The sequence below is a fragment of the Paenibacillus sp. OV219 genome (genome assembly GCF_900110075.1).
Classification (GTDB): domain Bacteria; phylum Bacillota; class Bacilli; order Paenibacillales; family Paenibacillaceae; genus Paenibacillus_Z.
Genome location: NZ_FOCJ01000001.1, coordinates 746,510 through 764,384, shown reverse-complemented (window position 1 = coordinate 764,384; position 17,875 = coordinate 746,510). Strand labels below are relative to the sequence as shown.

Annotated in this window: 18 protein-coding genes; 8 read left to right on the top strand and 10 right to left on the bottom strand. The window is 50.7% G+C overall.

Annotated elements, in window-relative coordinates:
• Positions 1-76 precede the first annotated feature (76 nt).
• Positions 77-379 (top strand): hypothetical protein, encoded by a 303-nt coding sequence (locus tag BMY11_RS03350; protein ID WP_090573034.1) that lies wholly within the window; start codon positions 77-79, stop codon positions 377-379.
• Here BMY11_RS03350 and gndA read toward each other — a convergent pair.
• The 4 genes from gndA to BMY11_RS03330 form a co-directional block, all read right to left on the bottom strand.
• Positions 360-1,772 (bottom strand): NADP-dependent phosphogluconate dehydrogenase, encoded by a 1,413-nt coding sequence (gene gndA, locus BMY11_RS03345; protein ID WP_090573033.1) that lies wholly within the window; start codon positions 1,770-1,772, stop codon positions 360-362. The genes BMY11_RS03350 and gndA overlap by 20 nt on opposite strands.
• 228 nt (positions 1,773-2,000) lie before the next feature.
• Positions 2,001-2,597 carry a hypothetical protein gene (locus BMY11_RS03340; RefSeq protein ID WP_090573032.1) on the bottom strand — a complete coding sequence of 199 codons (597 nt, stop codon included), beginning with the start codon at positions 2,595-2,597 and terminating at the stop codon, positions 2,001-2,003.
• Positions 2,598-2,832: 235 nt separating this feature from the next.
• The gene (locus BMY11_RS03335; protein WP_090573031.1) at positions 2,833-3,033 is read right to left on the bottom strand and encodes a hypothetical protein; all 201 of its coding nucleotides are present in this window, start codon (positions 3,031-3,033) and stop codon (positions 2,833-2,835) included.
• A 125-nt stretch (positions 3,034-3,158) separates the two neighbouring features.
• Complete coding sequence (locus BMY11_RS03330; protein ID WP_090573030.1) at positions 3,159-3,584, bottom strand: hypothetical protein; 426 nt, start codon at positions 3,582-3,584, stop codon at positions 3,159-3,161.
• Between the two features lie 156 nt (positions 3,585-3,740).
• On the opposite strand from BMY11_RS03330, the gene BMY11_RS03325 reads away from it, so the two are divergent.
• From BMY11_RS03325 to BMY11_RS29065, 6 genes are all read left to right on the top strand, one after another.
• Positions 3,741-3,977, top strand: coding sequence for a spore germination protein (locus tag BMY11_RS03325; protein ID WP_090573029.1), 237 nt, complete (start codon positions 3,741-3,743; stop codon positions 3,975-3,977).
• Positions 3,977-4,177, top strand: a complete 201-nt coding sequence (locus BMY11_RS03320) for a spore germination protein GerPB (protein ID WP_090573028.1) — start codon at positions 3,977-3,979, stop codon at positions 4,175-4,177. The genes BMY11_RS03325 and BMY11_RS03320 overlap by 1 nt, the downstream gene beginning before the upstream one ends.
• A 22-nt stretch (positions 4,178-4,199) precedes the next feature.
• Complete coding sequence (gerPC, locus tag BMY11_RS03315; protein ID WP_090573027.1) at positions 4,200-5,006, top strand: spore germination protein GerPC; 807 nt, start codon at positions 4,200-4,202, stop codon at positions 5,004-5,006.
• Positions 5,007-5,025: 19 nt separating this feature from the next.
• The gene (locus BMY11_RS29645) at positions 5,026-5,289 is read left to right on the top strand and encodes a hypothetical protein (RefSeq protein ID WP_090573026.1); all 264 of its coding nucleotides are present in this window, start codon (positions 5,026-5,028) and stop codon (positions 5,287-5,289) included.
• Positions 5,279-5,731 (top strand): spore germination protein GerPE, encoded by a 453-nt coding sequence (locus BMY11_RS03305; RefSeq protein ID WP_090573025.1) that lies wholly within the window; start codon positions 5,279-5,281, stop codon positions 5,729-5,731. Before BMY11_RS29645 ends, BMY11_RS03305 begins: the two co-directional genes overlap by 11 nt.
• A 208-nt stretch (positions 5,732-5,939) precedes the next feature.
• The gene (locus BMY11_RS29065) at positions 5,940-6,035 is read left to right on the top strand and encodes a YjcZ family sporulation protein (protein ID WP_218150164.1); all 96 of its coding nucleotides are present in this window, start codon (positions 5,940-5,942) and stop codon (positions 6,033-6,035) included.
• A 69-nt stretch (positions 6,036-6,104) separates the two neighbouring features.
• Here the strand turns inward: BMY11_RS29065 and thrS are convergent, their stop codons facing one another.
• The 6 genes from thrS to glgB form a co-directional block, all read right to left on the bottom strand.
• On the bottom strand, positions 6,105-8,024 hold the full coding sequence (gene thrS, locus BMY11_RS03300; RefSeq protein ID WP_256217286.1) for a threonine--tRNA ligase: 1,920 nt from the start codon (positions 8,022-8,024) through the stop codon (positions 6,105-6,107).
• A 537-nt stretch (positions 8,025-8,561) separates the two neighbouring features.
• Positions 8,562-10,568, bottom strand: a complete 2,007-nt coding sequence (locus tag BMY11_RS03290) for a glycoside hydrolase family 15 protein (protein WP_090573022.1) — start codon at positions 10,566-10,568, stop codon at positions 8,562-8,564.
• Positions 10,550-12,013: a glycogen synthase GlgA gene (gene glgA, locus BMY11_RS03285; RefSeq protein WP_090573021.1), complete on the bottom strand. Its 1,464-nt coding sequence runs from the start codon at positions 12,011-12,013 to the stop codon at positions 10,550-10,552. The genes BMY11_RS03290 and glgA overlap by 19 nt, the downstream gene beginning before the upstream one ends.
• An 82-nt stretch (positions 12,014-12,095) precedes the next feature.
• Entirely contained in the window at positions 12,096-13,208 is a 1,113-nt protein-coding gene (gene glgD / locus BMY11_RS03280) for a glucose-1-phosphate adenylyltransferase subunit GlgD (protein WP_177182475.1), read from the bottom strand.
• On the bottom strand, positions 13,205-14,371 hold the full coding sequence (locus BMY11_RS03275) for a glucose-1-phosphate adenylyltransferase (RefSeq protein ID WP_090573020.1): 1,167 nt from the start codon (positions 14,369-14,371) through the stop codon (positions 13,205-13,207). Before BMY11_RS03275 ends, glgD begins: the two co-directional genes overlap by 4 nt.
• A 64-nt stretch (positions 14,372-14,435) precedes the next feature.
• A complete protein-coding gene (glgB, locus tag BMY11_RS03270; protein ID WP_090573019.1) occupies positions 14,436-16,382 on the bottom strand; it encodes a 1,4-alpha-glucan branching protein GlgB in 1,947 nt (648 codons plus the stop codon).
• Positions 16,383-16,630: 248 nt separating this feature from the next.
• Between glgB and BMY11_RS03265 the strand changes: the two genes are divergently transcribed.
• Positions 16,631-17,797 (top strand): iron-containing alcohol dehydrogenase, encoded by a 1,167-nt coding sequence (locus BMY11_RS03265; RefSeq protein WP_090573018.1) that lies wholly within the window; start codon positions 16,631-16,633, stop codon positions 17,795-17,797.
• Positions 17,798-17,875: the final 78 nt, after the last annotated feature.

Genomic DNA, 17,875 nt, shown 5'->3' with positions numbered 1-17,875 from the left:
GTATAAAAAAGTTCAATCAACCGTAGAGTTGATAGTACTAAGAAGCATACTAAATAGATGAGGAGTGACATGTGCAATGGCAGCGATCCCCGAACCGTTCTCCGTCCAGTACCGTGTAAACCGCATCTTTAATCCGGATTACCCGATCTCATCCGAAGATGTTATATGGACACTTGAGTTTATGAAAAAGAAAGTGGCTGATGAAGCGCCTGAATTACTCAGTCTCCCCCAGCCACTCCTATTAAAGAAATTTCAAAGCTTCGCCGAAGCGTCATTGATTCTACTGAAGCAGCGCAGCGGCTGGGGCGGCGTTGAAGCCGACCGAATGCGCCGCTGTCTGCAAGATGTCATTACAGGTCTTAAGATTGAATCCAATTGAAGTGGAATGAACCTTCTTTGTCCACACGTTTGAACGTGTGAGCGCCGAAGTAGTCGCGCTGCGCTTGAAGCAGGTTCGCAGGTAGACGCTCCGTGCGGTAGCTGTCATAGTAGGACAGCGCGCTTGCAAATGCCGGTACCGGAATACCTTGCGTAACTGCCGTTGCGATTACTTCGCGCCATGCACCTTGGTAAGATTCCACGATTTCTTGGAAATAGCTGTCGAGCAGCAGGTTTGTAAGGCCAGGATCGCGGTCGTACGCGTCCTTGATGTTCTGCAGGAAGCCCGCACGGATGATGCAGCCGCCGCGGAAGATCATCGCGATGTCACCGTAACGCAGGTTCCATTCATACTCGTCGCTTGCTGCGCGCATTTGAGCGAAGCCTTGTGCGTACGAGCAAATTTTACTTGCGAACAGTGCTTTGCGAACCGCTTCGATGAATGCCGCTTTGTCGCCTTGGTAAGGTGCAGTTTGCGGTCCTTTCAGCAGCTTGCTTGCCGCTACGCGCTCGTCCTTCAGTGCGGACAAGAAACGGGAGAATACCGATTCTGTAATGATGGACAGAGGTACACCAAGATCAAGCGAGCTTTGGCTTGTCCATTTGCCCGTACCCTTCTGGCCAGCGGAATCGAGGATAACGTCAACCATTGGCTTGTTTGTTTCTGGATCGTATTTGGAGAAGATGTCAGCTGTAATCTCGATCAGGTAGCTGTCGAGCTCGCCTTTGTTCCACTCTGTGAAGATCGAGTGAAGCTCTTCTGTGCTAACGCCAAGAACGCGGTTTAACAGATCGTACGCTTCGCAGATCAGCTGCATGTCGCCGTATTCGATGCCGTTATGAACCATCTTCACGTAGTGACCAGCACCGTCTGGACCGATGTATGTGCAGCAAGCGTCGCCGCCAACTTTCGCGGAGATTGCAGTTAGAATTGGCTCAACCAATTTATAAGCAGACTCTTGACCGCCAGGCATGATGGACGGTCCTTTCAGCGCGCCTTCTTCGCCGCCAGATACGCCGGTGCCGATGAAGCGGAAGCCTTGCTCCTCAAGCGCTTTGCTGCGGCGAACTGTATCAGGGAAGTACGCGTTACCGCCGTCGATGATAATGTCACCTTCTGTCAGGTGAGGAACGAGTGCGTCAATTGTTGCATCTGTTCCAGCGCCAGCTTGTACCATGATCAGAATTTTGCGAGGTACTTCAAGGGAAGCTACAAACTCTTCGATTGTGTATGTACCTACCAGGTTTTTTCCAGCCGATTCTTTGAGCAGATCGTCAGTCTTCTCACGGGAACGGTTAAATACCGAGACTGTAAATCCTCTGCTTTCAATGTTTAATGCTAGGTTCTTGCCCATGACCGCAAGGCCGATAACCCCGATTTGCTGTTTAGACATATGGTTACTCCACACCTTTTCTCTTTAATAGTAGTAACAACTACATTGCCTGTAGAGGCAAGTTTTCACATACAATATTCCCATTTTACTCTTTTTAGCCGGGAATGAAAACCATGTGCCCCATAAAAATTGTCGATGACAGTGTGAAAGATTGCGAATAGCACAAAATAAACCCCCGGAAACGCGAACGTTCCGGAGGTTTATTCGATTGCCTTTATTCTGGTTATATCAAAGCTCAAGCTGGATCATCTCAGTTCTAAGGGATTGTAGTCGCTCCTTGGACTGCGCCATAACGTCTTCGCGCCCATCCGTTATTGCTTCGTGGAGGACGGATAGCTCATAATCAAGCTCAAACCGCAGCACTGAAGCCCGCTCCTCAGCCCTCTTCGACTGAAATGCTTGAATCACTTCCTCCACCGTAACAAAAGGTTTCTTCTGATAAATGATACGATGTTCCATGCCGGACACCTCCACTAGACGAATAATCTCGCCAAACATAATGCTTTCAATAACAATTTGCCTGTCTTTAAACCGCTTGACGACTGCATGACCGCGTGAATCATTGATTAACTTCTCGAGCAAATCCGACAGCTTCTCATCTTTAATCAGATAATCCCCGATAATTTTGTAACGACCCCGAACCCGCTGAAACCGCAGTTTCACCAGCTTGCGGCCGCTCCGGACCGATATGAGAAAATAGACATCCGTTTCGCTCCAATAAAGCGAATATCCCTCCTGGATCAAATCCCGAATAAGATTTTGGATTTGCCGGCGGTCGAATCGCAGCTCCAAATTGCAGTACTCCACTTCGTAACTTTTGTTCATCGGCAAGCCCTCCCTTCGTTTGGATTCATTTGACGAAATGTTCTGAATATTCTCTCATATGATTATCTTATACTTCATCTTATGTTCTGGCAACTTGGATTATTGACTATTTTTAGCCATTTCGAGCCCAATTGGACAACAAATTATTAAATGAAAAAAGCTGCCCCAGGACTGCTTGATCACAGTCGTCGGGACAGCTTATTTGGAAGCAATATTGCTAACAGTCTTCATCGCTTCAGAAAGACCAATTCGCAAGAATAATACCGAATGTAACGCCGCTGACTACGGCACCAATGAAGCTGTATACACCTGCACGGAAACGCTGCTGGAACATCTTGAGAATGCCGAGACTAAGCAGTGAGAAGAAAAGTAAGATAAACACAGCACCTAAAACGAACAGCGCCGCAGAAATTTGGCTAACGTCAACCAGTGTCAAATGAAACACTCCCTATGCAAGTCTATACTCGCATTATACGCCAATATCGACGGGGATCGCTAGCGCCTGAGAGCGGTAAGATCAGACAAATTCGTGAATTTTCTTCTATAATATGCAGCCTCGGGTCACAGCCCATGAATCGAAGCCACATGCGATCTTTTGCTCGGCGGCCGTTTCTTCAGCTTAATCTTCAGTACTGCGCCGTCATACTCAGCGATGCACGAACGCGGTAACACGAGCTTCGGCAGCCGGACTACCTCGCTCTCACTTCCACCTATCCCGCTAAGCTTGACGCGATCCTCCTTCACGAGCAGCTTCAATGCCCCCAGATCAGCCGATTCACCAAGCGGATAGGTAACAATCACATGTCGTTTCGTCTCCAATATATTCGCATTTGTCGGCTTCAGCGCAGATGATGCAGCAGGCAGCGCTTTGTTCATCATTTTGCGAACATAATTCTCGATCCAATCCGATTGCTTGAATATATCGAAGCCCTTAGGCAGCTGCTGCGTCTCCATCCATTGCTCCAGCTCCTCCCAATCCCCTGCCATTCCTCTCGCACCCCCAGCACCATAAACCTTGTCGCCTACATCATATGCATTTTCGGTTTAGATGGGCACAAACCGTTCCGTGATGGAACAACTGGGCGTTTGCCGCATAAGATGTCATATCCCGCGCTGAGAGATCAGGTTAGGAGTGACTGTGCAATGCCCGCAATCGTTGGCTTCGTTAAAGTGATAAGCGTCGGCTCAAGTGCCGTCGTTCAGTTTGGCGATTCCGTCCAAATTTCTCCGTCAAGTTCATCCAAAACGTATGCTGGAGCAGGTTCGTTCTTAACAGGCGGTCTCACCAACTCCAACAACGCCGTCAGTGCAACGAATACGAACGATCCTGACTTCCAAGACAATACGACCAATGAAGTGGCTTCTGGAGTGAACGTCTAATGAATATCACCGTTCATCAGACCATTACGATTCATCAGCTAAGGGTTGACAGTGTGGCGAACTCCTCCGTCCTGCAGGTCGGGACGGCGGGGTCCATCTCTTCCCTGTCGCAGTTGTACAATTCAGGAGGCTTCGCCGAAGCAGCACCACAGGTCGAGGAGAACCCGCTGAATTTCGTGCCGTTGCCGAATCCACGTTAACGTTCGGAGGTGCCTATTGCCCATGCAGCCAAGCGATCAACAGCCGCTCACGCCGTGGCAGATGTGGAATCTGCTCAGCCATAATATGCATAAGCTGCATTGCCAGCTGAATGAGCAGCAGGCCGTCATTAATAAGCTGAATAAGCAGATTGAAATGCTGAATGTCCGCATCGAGATGGCTGAGAACAAACCGATGTATCATGTCGATACGATACAGTATCATTTTGACCAATTGAAGGTCGAGAAGCTGGACGGCACGCTCAATATTGGGATGACGCCGCCAAGCGAAGAATTCGTCAAGGAAGTCGGCCAGCTCGTTCTGCCGAGCAGCAGCAACGTGAGCGAAGTCGTCGTAAACGATCCGAGCTTGCTGGGCAAGACGCCGAAGCTGACTCCCGCCAATAGCGCTCAGAACAGCAAAGTCAATCACTTCCCGGCTCAAGGCGGCATGGTCGGCGGACCGCAAGATGTCATGCCTTCCGCCCCGTTCCCGGAAGTTCGGCGGCAGGTCGATCTATTCCTCGATCATACAGCCCCCGAACGACTCAAGGCGATCGAGACAGAGATGGCCATCCCGCTTGATCCGTATCACCGCAGACTTGTCATTGAAGATATCCGCAAGCAAATGAGCACGCGCATTCAGTTCTACATCGAGCAAGTGTCCAAGTCGCATAACGGCGCGCAAACGCAAGCTGATGGACAAAGCGGCCCAGGCACTGGTGAGATCGACAAACCAAGCATTCCGCAAACCGTCATCTCCAAGACAACGCGCGATATCGAGATGGCTCTGCGCAACTATATGAGTAAGCTGCAGAACAACGGCAGTTAGAAAGGGGCCCTGAGCACGAATGCAACTAAACGTCGTCAATCATGTGCTCGCCGTCGGGAGCATTCAATTAACCGGTGTCGCGAGTGCCTCCATGCTTCAAATCGGGGATACGGAGCAAATATCGCTCGTCTCCATGTTTGATACGCCGCCGGAATCCGTCATCGTTGGACCGCTTGCGCCGCTTGAAGAACCGGAAGGGTTTGAACGTGCCGAAGGCGAAGCTGATGTATTCAAGAAGGAAACACTGGAAGGACTGGAGGAGCTGTTGAAGCATGAATCCTGAGACGCGTGAGACGCAGCAAGAGGATTTCCCGGTCCGCACGTCCGAGGTTGGCGGCATCTACGTGAACACAGTGGGTACCGCCTCAGTCGTGCAGATTGGCGACCGCGCTGAGGTGAATGCTTCGCTGCGCGCGCTTGCCGTTCAGCGAGCTTCGGATCATCTCACATCCGGCAATGTTTATTTCGAGTCCTACGACATCTTCGACCGCGAGACTCCAACGATGAAGCCCCTCATAAATGAGATGGATCCCGAGCCGGATTATATTCGGACAACCAATTGCTTGCCTACGATTAGCGTCGGCTGCATCGAGATTATTGCGGTCAGCAGCGCGGCTCTGCTGCTTATCGGCAACGGACTGAAGATGAAAGGCGAGGCAAGAGTCAAGCATGTACGGCAATTCTCTGTCTCGACACCTGTTCCGACGATATACGATTCTGAATAAATAAGTAGGCGCTTGACATGCCAGGCATATCGACCCGCGTCGCTACAGCAACCTCATCTGGGCGAATGTACAAATGCAAATGCACCCGGTACAAACGTCCAATCGAATTACTAGCAAAGGCATATATTACAAATGTGATCAGAAACATCACAAAATAACCACTCGGGAGGTATGTACAGTGGGATACGGCGGTGTAGGTGGCGCAGGAATGGGATGCGGACCAGGCCTTCTTTGGACTAGTGCAGGCATTATTCTTGTACTCTATATTTTGTTAGTAATCGTTCTTCGTGGCGGTTTTATCTAACATCCTATTGCTCATAACAAGAACCGGTCCTGCCATGGGTGCAGGGCCGGTTTTTGCTTGTGTTTGTTTTTACTTTTTCGAGGCAACTTCGTCTTTAAGCTGCTGGATGAAAATAGCGATCGACATTGTACCGATGTCGCCTTTTCCCCTCTGCCTAACAGCAACGTCGTTCGATTGGCGCTCCGCTTCACCCAGTACGAGCATATACGGCACCTTCTCAAGCTGTGCCTCGCGGATCTTATAGCCAAGCTTCTCGTTCCGATGATCAATCTCGATGCGCAGCCCTGCCTCCTCCAGTTGCTGCTTCACGGAGAACGCATGGTCAACATCTTTCTCGGACACAGGAATCACTTTGATCTGTACCGGTGAAAGCCAGAGCGGGAATGCCCCAGCGTAATGCTCAGTCAGAATACCGACGAACCGGTCAATCGAGCCATAGACGGCGCGGTGAATGACGACTGGACGGTGTTTAGCGCCATCCTCGCCGATATAGGACAAGTCGAACTTCTCCGGCATTTGGAAATCCAACTGAATCGTTGCACATTGCCAGCTGCGCTTCAGCGCATCAAGGATGTGGAAATCAATCTTTGGTCCATAGAATGCTCCGTCGCCTTCGTTCAATCGGTAAGAGATGCCTCGGTGATCGAGCACCTGCTGAAGCGAAGATTCGGCTTGATCCCAAAGCTCCTGTGAGCCCATCGAATCTTCAGGACGAGTCGACAGCTCAATTCGGTAGGAGAACCCGAACACCGAATAGATATCGTCAATGAGCGCAATGATTTTGCCGATCTCCTCCTCGATCTGGTCAGGCCGTACGAACAAATGCGCATCATCCTGGCAAAATGTCCGCACTCGCATCATGCCACTCAGTGCTCCGGAATACTCATGTCGGTGCACCTGTCCGAACTCTGCAATTCGTAGTGGCAGCTCACGATACGAATGCAGGCTATTCTTATAGATCAACATATGGCCGGGGCAGTTCATCGGCTTGAGCGCATAATCTGTCTCATCTACTTCAGTGAAATACATATTGTCCTTGTAATGATCCCAGTGGCCGGACTCTTGCCACAACCGCTGATTCATCATGAGTGGCGTACGAACCTCGTCATATCCGCGTCTGTTCTGCATCTCACGGGAGAACTGCTCAAGCTCTGTACGCAGCTTCATCCCTTTCGGCAGATAGAACGGCATGCCCGGCGCTTCCTCCGAGAACATGAACAGCTCAAGCTCCTTGCCGAGCTTCCGATGATCCCGCTTCTTCGCCTCCTCAAGCAGCTGCAGATGCTCATCCAGCTGCGCCTTCTTAGTGAACGCTGTACCATAGATGCGCTGCAGCACGGCATTGTCGGGATTGCCCCGCCAGTATGCGCCAGCTACCGACTGCAGCTTGAATGCCTTAATCCGCCCTGTAGACGGAAGATGCGGCCCTCTGCACAGATCAGCGAACTCTCCCTGCTCGTAGATCGAGATGACTTCCGATTCCGGCAAGTCACGGATGAGCTCCTGCTTCAGATGCTCACCTCGGCTCCCGAAGAACACAAGTGCTTCCTCCCGACTGACGATGCGGCGCACAATCGGTACATTTTGCTGTACAATCCGCTCCATCTCTTTCTCAATTGCCAACAAATCTGCAGGGGAGAGCGGCTGTGCAATCGCAACGTCATAATAGAAGCCATCCTCTATGACTGGACCGACGCCAAGCTGAACCGACGCTTCACCATAGATGCGCTTAATCGCCTGCGCCATCAGATGCGCAGTGCTGTGACGGAGGATGTGTTGCCCATCCACGCTGCCTTGCTCGATAATCGCAAGCTCACAATCTTCTTCCACGAGACTGCTGAGATCAACCAGCCTCCCGTTCACTTTGCCCGCTACGGCTTGCTTCGCCAAGGATGCGCTAATTGATTTCGCCACATCCTCAGCCGATACGCCTGCTTCGTAGCTTCTTACCATTCCACTTGGCAGCTTTACATTTACGATGTTACCCACGAGATTTCCTCCGTTCGATTCCATTATTTTGAACGCAAAAAAACGCACATGTCCATAAGGGACGAGTGCGTTCAGCTCGTGGTTCCACCCTAATTCGACCCTCGCGAAGCATAAGCTCCATTGTGCGAGAGGTCCTTCTTAGCATCCTGTAACGTGGATAAGACGGCACCATTTACAACTGGGACACATAGTCGCCAAGGTTCAACGGCACAGCTGCAAAGGGGTAACTCCGATCTCAGGACAGAAGGAGCTTGCAGCAATCGCTCCTCTCTCTGTGCAGCCTGACGGAAGGGAATCATGTCTTTGGTTATCGCCTGATATACTGCTGTGCTCCATATTATAGGCGGGTCCTTCGGAAAGTTCAAGAGCCATTCACCTAATTTTCTGAAAATAATTTCCGAGCCGTCCGCTGCCGCTCTTTCGCAAGCAGCAACGAAGTGATGTTTGAAATTCAAGTTCCCGATCAGCATAAATCTGAGAAGCACAAAGAAGAACAGCAGCTAGAGCATGAATGCCCTGGCTGCTGTTCTTCTTCAATTATGCTTGTTCATATTGCTGCTCTGCAGCAGCTGATACTGACGCAGCCGCAATGAGCTCCTTATACTTCTCTGCATATCGCGTCACCGACTGCACATAAGTCGCATGCGACCATGTAAGCGGCGCAACCGACATCGGACTACCGTCTAGCGGATGCAGCTGCTCCGGTAGAACGCCGCTTCCGAGGGCATGATCAACGACCCACTGCAATGTCTCGCGCGGCTTCTCCAGATCGGCAAGATTCTTCGCCGATTCAATCTCGAAATTAGCAACCCAGAGTGTACAAATAATCCACGGATTGCCCGGTATATTCTCAATGTCGCCTGACTGTTGGAAGTAGTAATCGTTCGTGTAACGCGCCGCGCCGCCGACATGCGTGCGAACGGACAGACCGCCTTTGATCGCATTCATCGTCTTAATGACCCGCTCGTCATCAACCGGCAGAACGCCGAACTCCCAAATACCGAACAGACTGCTCTCCAGGGTCATATCCTTCACCCATTGATTATCTTTCTGGATAAGACCACGCGCGAACCGGCCAGACTCCTCATCCCACAGATGCGTGAGCATCGCCTGCTTGATCGAATGAGCGGTCGAACGGAAATGATCGCTTCGTTCATAGTCGCCGAACAGCTCCGTGAAGAATGATGCCGCGATTAAGCCACCATAGACCGACGCCACGGTGTACGTCCAGATGCCGTATCGCTCTTCCCACAGATCATAGCTCGGCTTCGGAAGCGACAAGCTGTAATCCATATATTGGCTAAGGAATGCAGCACTCTTGCGGATCAGATTGTTGTAAAGCGATTGCGGCAGCTCGATCACTTGATGGCGTGTATAGTCCTTCCATAAGGCGAACAGTACAAGTGCCGTCTCGTCCTCCTGGATCGGCAGCCTCCGGCTTCCTTGCACAATGTAAGGATGCCAGCTGGAGCCGACCGTGCCGTCTGGATTGTACTTGTGATACAAGTAGCCATCCGGCGACAAAGCTTGCGCGCAGAACTGGAAGAATGGCGCAATGACACTCTGGAAGCCCGCCGCTGACATCGCATCAGCGATTAGAGCGCCGTCACGCGGCCACATGTAGCTGTAATGGTCGCGGTTGTATTGCAGGATATCCGTGTCGTTCGCTGCGATAATGGCACCGCGTTCGTCCGTCTGCGTCCGAACGAGCAGCAGGCTGAGCCGGAACAAACGAGCAACCTCCGGCGACAGATCACCGAGATTATGTTCAGCGCGCTGCAACCAATGATTCCAGTAGATAACGATCCGGCTGAGCAGCTTCTCCGGATGGCTGTCCTGCACATATTGGTTCAACTTCTTCACCGCTTCAAGATCGCTGCCAATGGACATCCAGTAATAGATCGTCTGTTCTCCATGTGGTGGTACGACCGTCCGGAAGCTGATCGTGCTGTCGACAGAGCCCTGGGCAATCGAGTTGCCCATCAGGTTGCCGTCCTCGGCGTCACGCCAAGTGCCTTCTGCGGAGTGGAACCGCTTGATGCCAGTCGTATACTGCGTCATTCCACCCTCATCCGAGAAGCCGTTAAACATGAAGTAAGAAGACCGTTTGTAATGGTAAAGCGTATGATTATCCGGATAATAGGCAGCTGTATCGCCGACCTCTGAGCCGTCAATCATCAAATCCTGATGAAAGAATAGCCGCACTTCCCGTGAATCACCCGCTAAATTGCGGACGACGACACGCTTAATGTAGATGCACTCACGCTGGTGAATGCCGTCATTCATATGCAGCTCAATCGCAAGCCTTTCATTGCGTGCGATGACATTCGTGACAAGCGAATCTTCGATGTAGCCAAGCTCGATCTTCCAATCCGGGTCTTCGAGCCAAGAGAATTGGCCAGCTACCCAAATCCCGAGCCTGCAATATTGTCCGCCGACATGATTCAGCTGTCCAACGAATGGATAGTAAATATCCCGAATATAACAGTTGCGATCTAGGTTGATCAGAATTTTACCGTTGCCGATTACGAGATGACGGGCCATGGCTGGCGCTCCTTTCTAAGTGGCGAAATCGTGGTGTAAAGCGACATGTAGGCTTTCGCCGAGCGGGTCCAGCTGTAGTCTTCCTTGGCGCTGTTCGTGACAATTTGCTGCCATGCCGCTTCATCCTTATAGAAGCCAATTGCTCTTCTAATCGTGTAAAGCATATCGTGCGCGTTATAATTCGCGAAGCTGAAGCCGTTGCCTTCCCCAGTATATTCGTCATAGGCAAGTACAGTGTCTTTTAATCCACCGGTTTCTCTCACGATTGGAACGCTGCGGTAACGAAGCGCAAGCAATTGGCTCAGTCCGCATGGTTCGAATTGCGACGGCATCAAGTACATATCGCTGCCGGCATAGATGCGGCGGGCAAGTCCGTCGTTAAAGCCGAACCAGGTAGCAACTTGTCCCGGACGCTGAGCCCCTGCTCTGCGAAACAGATCCTCGAACTGCGAATCACCGGAGCCAAGCACGACGATCTGCACATCCTCCTGCAAGATCTCCTCGAACACAGACGCGATCAGGTCAAAACCCTTTTGATCGACGAGCCTCGAGACGACACCGATGAGCGGCGTCTCCTCTGATTCCCGCAGACCGAGCTCACGCTGCAGCGCCACCTTGTTCTTCCGTTTGCGCGCAAGCGAGCCTCGGTATGGGAACGGAATAGCCTCGTCATTCATCGGATCAAACAAGTCGGTATCAATACCGTTGACGATGCCGACGAGATCGGCGCTGCGATGACGCAGCAGCCCGTCCAGCCGTTCACCATAATACTCCGTTTGAATCTCCTGCGCATAGGTTGGGCTAACGGTGGTGAGCTTGTCCGCATAACGAAGACCGGCGAGCATACAGTTGCCAGCTCCGTAGAACTCAATCCCTTCAGAAAAGAACAGTTCTTCGCCGGCATTCATCAGCTCCTTGAACAACTCTTTCCCAAAGACTCCTTGATACTTCAAGTTGTGAATCGTATACACGGTTGCGATATCCGTACATGCCGGATCAAACCGGTACCTTGTCTTATGCAGGAATGGAATAAGTCCTGTCTGCCAGTCATGACAGTGAATGATCTCGGGATGGAAATCAAGATGGTACAGCGACTCCATGACGGCATAGCAGAAGAAGATGAAGCGCTCTGCATCGTCACCATAACCATAGAGTACACCGCGTTTAAAATAATGCTCATTGTCGATCAAATAATAGACGACACCGTCCAGCTCTGCCTTCATTAATCCACAGTACTGGTCCCTCAATCCGATTCGCACCGAGAACGTCGCGATTATCTCGAATTGCTCGAGTAACGCGGCAGGAATGGCATCATACTTAGGCAGAATGACGCGGACGTCAGCCCCTTTGGCGTTTAACGCCTTCGGTAGCGCGCCAGCGACATCGGCGAGACCGCCCGTTTTCACGAGCGGTACCGCCTCAGATGCTGCAAATAAAACTTTCATTGTATGGATTCACCTCTTCTTCTATCGCTTTTAACGCTTCTATCTCTCTAGCATTGCAGCGGAACGGTAAAGCATGTAAGACCTAGATAACCTTTCTCTTCGTCGCAAGGAAAGGTGACACCTCAGCGCCGCGCAGTTCACGGCTGCGCTCCACGGTTACATCTTTATCAAGAATGACGTGATCAACGATGCTGTTCTCGCCGACAATTCCGTTCTGCATAATAATGCTGTTGCGAACGACCGCGCCTTTGCGGACATGTACGCCTCTAAACAAAATACTGTTAATCACCGTCCCCTCAATGATGCAGCCGTTCGCAACGAGCGAGTTGCTCGTCTTCGCACCTTCTGCGTAACGCGCAGGCGGCTCATCCTTGACTTTTGTATAGATCGGACCCGGCTCGAAGAACAAGCTCTTCCATACTTCAGGACGCAATAGCTGCATACTGTTCTGGTAGTAACTGGTCAACGTGTTCACGACGCCGAGATAGCCTTCATAGATATAACTTTGAATATGAAGCCGGTCGAGACGTGACATAATGGCATTTCGCACGAGATGATCCTGTCCTTGTGCGAGCGAGCTATCCACGATCTCTAGCAGCAGGTCCTTCTTCATTAAGTACATCTCCATCGAGATGAGATCCGTATTCAGACGGCCATAATGGTCCTGCATCGAGGTGATTCGGCCCTTGTCGTCGATTTGCACTTTGCGCGCCTTGCCGCCAAGCAGATCATTTTGTCTCTTGCAGATGACTGTAATGTTCGCGCCGCTTGCCTTATGAGACACTAGCAGCTCTTCGAAGTCGATATTACAAATCATATGGCTGCGTGTAATGAGCACATACTCTTGTGAGCTGCGCGTAAAATAATCGCGGTGCTGATAGAAATGGTACAGGTCGCCGCGGCGCACTTCATTCACATCGTCCGTCACCGGAGGTAGAATAAACAGGCCACTCTGGCGGTGATGCAAATCCCAATGCTTGCCGGAGCCCAAATGGTCGATTAAGGAACGGTACTTCGTCTGCGCGAAAACAGCCACTTTCGAAATGCCAGAGTTCACCATGCTCGATAGCATGAAATCAATTAATCGGTAGCGTGCTCCGAACGGCACAGTAGCTAGGCAACGGCTTGCAGTCAATGTCTCCATTTCGTCCGCTTCATGTATGAGATTGATGACACCTAGTATGTTGGAGTTCATATCTTCTCTACCTCCTGCAACGAATGGTTAGCCGCAACAAATTCATCACTACCGATTACCGTAACGCTCTCCTTGCTAGGATCACCAATGACGACACCATCTGCAATGATGGCATTCTCACCGATGATAGCTTTATAGATTCGCGCTCCCTTCCCGATCTTCACGTTCGGCATGATGACCGATTCATACACTTCACAGTCTGCTCCCGCCTGCACGCCGTAGAACAACACCGAGCGGTGCACCAGACCTTCCACATAACAGCCTTCGTTAATGAGTGAATCGTGAATTTCTGCCGTCGCTGCCGTATAATGCGCAGGACGATTCGGATTGACAGAATAGATGCGCCAATCTTTATCATTTAAATTCAGCACTGGCTTCTCGGATAATAGATCCATATTCGCTTCCCAGAGGCTCTCGAGGGTGCCGACATCCTTCCAATATCCCTTGAACGTATAAGAGTTCAGCCTGACGCCATCCTGCAGCATGGCAGGAATAATATCCTTGCCGAAGTCATTGCTGGAACCGCGGTTCGCTTCATCTCTAATGAGGTACTGCTGCAGTACTGGCCATGAGAAAATATAGATGCCCATTGAAGCCAGGTTGCTCGTCGGCACCTTCGGTTTCTCTTCGAACTTGGTAATACTTCCGTCATCGTCGACATGCATAATGCCGAAGCGGCTCGCTTCCTTCAAGCTGACCTCGATGCACGCGATCGTCACGTCTGCTCCGCGTTCCTCATGCTCCTGGAGCATAAGCTCGTAATCCATTGTGTAAATATGATCGCCTGAAATAACAAGAACGTAATCCGGGTCGTATCGGTCGATAAAGCCCATGTTCTGATAGATCGCGTTCGCTGTGCCTTTGTACCACATTCCGCCCTTCTGCTTCACATACGGCGGAAGAATAGCCATGCCACCGTCACGTCTGTCCAGTCCCCATGGACTGCCGATCCCAAGGTAAGTATTGAGGACGAGAGGCTGATACTGCGTCAGTACACCGATTGTGTCAATCCCCGAATGAGTACAGTTGCTGAGAGTAAAATCGATAATTCGGTACTTCCCGCCAAAATGGACCGCCGGCTTTGCCACGTCTTTCGTCAGCACACCGAGTCGCTTCCCTTCCCCGCCGGCTAGAAGCATAGCCACCATCCGTTTTCTGCCCATGTACAATCTCTCCTTCTTAACTGCAACGACCTGCTGCAGTTCGTGTAATGATATGTTCCATCATTTAGTGCAATATGGTTTTCTCTTGGTTGCGGCGAGGTTCTCCATTTGCAAAAACAAGCATTTGAAACGATAGCGGCGGAAGATCAAGCGTGATTCTGCAAGGTCTTCCATGCCAAGCTGTCTTGGTGCTATGATGAACTTTCGTAGAAGCATCGGTAGAAACACTGCCTCCGAAAGCTGCCGCCTCACTATGTATTGCAGTCCGGTAGTGACCCGGTTCCGGAACACCTATATGGTATTCGGGATAGTGGTGATACGAGAAATTGCAAATGATTATCGAGAATTCATCCTCCGCATGGCCGCGGCGCATAAAGACGATGATGCTCTGTGCAGCATTGTGTACATCAATCCATTCGAAGCCGCCGGGATCACAATCGCGTTCCCACAGCGATGGCGTCGTGCCATATCTATCATTCAAGGACAATACATAGTTCTGCATCGCCCCGTGAAGCTCGTAATCTAGCAGCATCCAATCTAGCGATTCGGCGTCCTTCCATTCGTCAAACTGCCCCCATTCGCCGCCCATGAAGAGCAGCTTCTTGCCGGGATGCGTCATCCAATAGCCGTAAAATAGACGGAGCTGTGCGAATTTCTGTTCATACGTACCGGACATTTTGTTAAGGAGAGAACGTTTGCCATGGACGACTTCGTCGTGCGACAAAGGCAATACGTAATTTTCGGAAAAGGCGTACATTAATGAAAATGTAATGAGGTTGTGGTGGCGCATCCGGTCATTCGGATCTAACGCCATGTAACGAAGCATGTCATTCATCCAACCCATATTCCATTTGAAGTTGAACCCAAGACCACCCATATAGGTAGGTGATGTCACTGCAGGCCAAGCGGAAGAATCTTCAGCCATCATGAGTGCGTTAGGATAATACTGAAACACAACTTCGTTTAATCGTTTGAGGAATCGCAAGGCGTCGGTATTCTCCGAGCCCCCGAAAGCGTTATAGGTGTAAAGCTCAGGCGGTTTATCAAAATGAAGATCGATCATGCTAGCTACAGCATCGACCCTGAGGCCGTCAATGTGGAACACATCCATCCAGAAGACAGCATTCGAAACGAGAAAACTTTGCACTTCCGTACAGCCATAATCAAAAGCAAGCGTACCCCATGACGGCTTCTCCGCCCGCTTCGAGTCCTTCCCCTCATAAATCGGCGTACCATCGAACTCCCGCAAGCCATGGTCGTCTTTGCAGAAATGTCCGGGCACCCAATCGAGAATGACGCCAATGCCCCTCTGATGGCAGCGATCAATGAGCATCATCAATTGCTCCGGGGTGCCGTATCTGCTCGTGGCGGCATAATAACCGGTCGTCTGGTAGCCCCAAGATTGGTCAAGCGGATGCTCGGTAATTGGTAGCAGCTCGATGTGTGTATACTTCATCTGCACCACGTATTCGACGAGCTCGTCAGCTAACTGCTCGTAGGTCCAGAACAGCTCCCTGCCATTATTGCGCCATGAGCCCAAATGGACTTCATAAATGAGTAAGGGCTCACTATAGGGGCTGTCTTCTAGCTTACGTTGATGCCAGTCTCCATCATTCCATTTATAAGTGAATAGTTCGCTAACAATTGAAGCCGTGCTTGGCCGAAGCTCAGATGCGAACGCATAAGGATCGGACTTCAGCAGCCGTTCGCCCCCCGTTGTGAGAATCTCATACTTATAGTTGGCACCTGCGCCGATACCAGGAATGAATAAGCTCCATACGCCAGTTTCACCCAGTAGCTCCATGCGATGCCCCGTGCCATTCCAATCATTAAAGGAGCCCACGACATTTACTTCCTTCGCACTAGGCGCCCATACTGTGAATCGAACGCCGGTCTTCCCGTCAAGCTGAACGATGTGCGCGCCGAAAGTTCGATAACTATGGAAATAATTACCTTTGTTGAATAGATATAAATCGCGCATTGATAATCCGATTGCAGCAGCATTCGCCATATAAGGCTAGCACCTCCCAAAATACAGCTTTTTGCGAACAAAATGTCACCTTTATTAGCACTAGCGCGATTTTATTCCATTATACACGGCATCTTAACAATTCGCACTATATTTTCAGAAAATTTAGATACTTCTTTAATAATGTTAAGAATGATCTCCGAAAACGCGCTGCCACGGCCCTCCTTGACTTATAGATCGCAAAATCGCTAAGATGAACTGGATGTAAAAAATGACAAAGGGGGCTTCTCATGAATTCATTCTCATTTCAAAATTCGACCAATATCGTATTCGGTCAAGGCACGGTAAGCCAGCTCGCTAGCTTGGTTGCGCCATATGGCAAAACGGTTCTGCTCGTCTATGGAGGCGGCAGCATTAAACGTAGCGGTTTGTACGATGAAGTGCTAGCCCAATTGAATTCGATTGACGCGAAGGTCGTAGAACTAGCTGGTGTTGAGCCAAATCCGCGGTTGACGTCCGTAAATAAAGGCATCGAGTTGTGCCGCAGCGAGAAGGTCGATCTGATTCTAGCCGTTGGCGGCGGCAGCGTAATTGACGCAGCAAAGGCGATTGCGGCAGGCGCGCTGTATGATGGCGATGTATGGGACTTCTTAATGCAAAAGGCACAAATCCAGGAAGCCCTTCCAATCGGCACAATTTTGACGCTATCGGCAACCGGCTCGGAAATGAACGGCAACGCCGTTATCTCGAACTGGGAAACGAAGCAGAAGCGAGCTTTCAGCAGCCTGCATGTTTACCCGCGTTTCTCCATTCTCGATCCAACATTGACCTACTCCGTACCAAGCGACCAAACCGTCAACGGTGTCGTTGACATTATGTCGCACGTATTCGAACAATACTTCACGCTGACGGAGAACGCGCCGCTTCAGGAGCGTCTCTGTGAATCCGTGCTGCTCACGGTTATTGAGAATGCAGAGAAAGCGCTCGAGAATCCGAACGATTACGATGCCCGCGCGAACTTAATGCTGTGCGGCACGATGGCACTGAACGGTGGATTGATTAGTGTCGGCACGCAGAACGACTGGGCTTCGCATGGCATCGAACACGAGGTTAGCGCGATCTATGACATTCCGCATGGCTCAGGCTTGTCCATCTTGTTCCCGAACTGGATGAAATACGTGTATAAAGAGCGGATTGACCGCTTCACGCAATATGCGGAGCGGGTATGGGGAGTCGAACGCGGATCAAAGTCGGATGATGAACTGGCACTTGCCGGCATTGAAGCGACTCGCGAGTTCTTCAATCGCATTGGCGCTCCTGCAACGCTTGCACACTATAACATCGGCAGTGACAATCTCGATGTCATGGCGAGAGAAGCGGTGCTATTCGGACCGCTCGGCAACTTCAAGAAGCTGCAGCAAGAGGATGTTAGACAGATTCTTGAACTAGCGCTGTAATCGACTTGCAATTGCGTGGACGTTGTAATCGACTTTCGGGCTTCAATAGAGTCATTACGATTCGTTATCCAACCAGAA

Coding starts and splice junctions, on each gene's coding strand:
- BMY11_RS03350 (WP_090573034.1), top strand. CDS start 77: ATGGCAGCGATCCCCGAACCGTTCTCCGTCCAGTACCGTGTAAACCGC.
- gndA (WP_090573033.1), bottom strand. CDS start 1,772: ATGTCTAAACAGCAAATCGGGGTTATCGGCCTTGCGGTCATGGGCAAG.
- BMY11_RS03340 (WP_090573032.1), bottom strand. CDS start 2,597: ATGAACAAAAGTTACGAAGTGGAGTACTGCAATTTGGAGCTGCGATTC.
- BMY11_RS03330 (WP_090573030.1), bottom strand. CDS start 3,584: ATGGCAGGGGATTGGGAGGAGCTGGAGCAATGGATGGAGACGCAGCAG.
- BMY11_RS03325 (WP_090573029.1), top strand. CDS start 3,741: ATGCCCGCAATCGTTGGCTTCGTTAAAGTGATAAGCGTCGGCTCAAGT.
- BMY11_RS03320 (WP_090573028.1), top strand. CDS start 3,977: ATGAATATCACCGTTCATCAGACCATTACGATTCATCAGCTAAGGGTT.
- gerPC (WP_090573027.1), top strand. CDS start 4,200: ATGCAGCCAAGCGATCAACAGCCGCTCACGCCGTGGCAGATGTGGAAT.
- BMY11_RS29645 (WP_090573026.1), top strand. CDS start 5,026: ATGCAACTAAACGTCGTCAATCATGTGCTCGCCGTCGGGAGCATTCAA.
- BMY11_RS03305 (WP_090573025.1), top strand. CDS start 5,279: ATGAATCCTGAGACGCGTGAGACGCAGCAAGAGGATTTCCCGGTCCGC.
- BMY11_RS29065 (WP_218150164.1), top strand. CDS start 5,940: ATGGGATGCGGACCAGGCCTTCTTTGGACTAGTGCAGGCATTATTCTT.
- BMY11_RS03290 (WP_090573022.1), bottom strand. CDS start 10,568: ATGGCCCGTCATCTCGTAATCGGCAACGGTAAAATTCTGATCAACCTA.
- glgA (WP_090573021.1), bottom strand. CDS start 12,013: ATGAAAGTTTTATTTGCAGCATCTGAGGCGGTACCGCTCGTGAAAACG.
- glgD (WP_177182475.1), bottom strand. CDS start 13,208: ATGAACTCCAACATACTAGGTGTCATCAATCTCATACATGAAGCGGAC.
- BMY11_RS03275 (WP_090573020.1), bottom strand. CDS start 14,371: ATGGGCAGAAAACGGATGGTGGCTATGCTTCTAGCCGGCGGGGAAGGG.
- glgB (WP_090573019.1), bottom strand. CDS start 16,382: ATGGCGAATGCTGCTGCAATCGGATTATCAATGCGCGATTTATATCTA.
- BMY11_RS03265 (WP_090573018.1), top strand. CDS start 16,631: ATGAATTCATTCTCATTTCAAAATTCGACCAATATCGTATTCGGTCAA.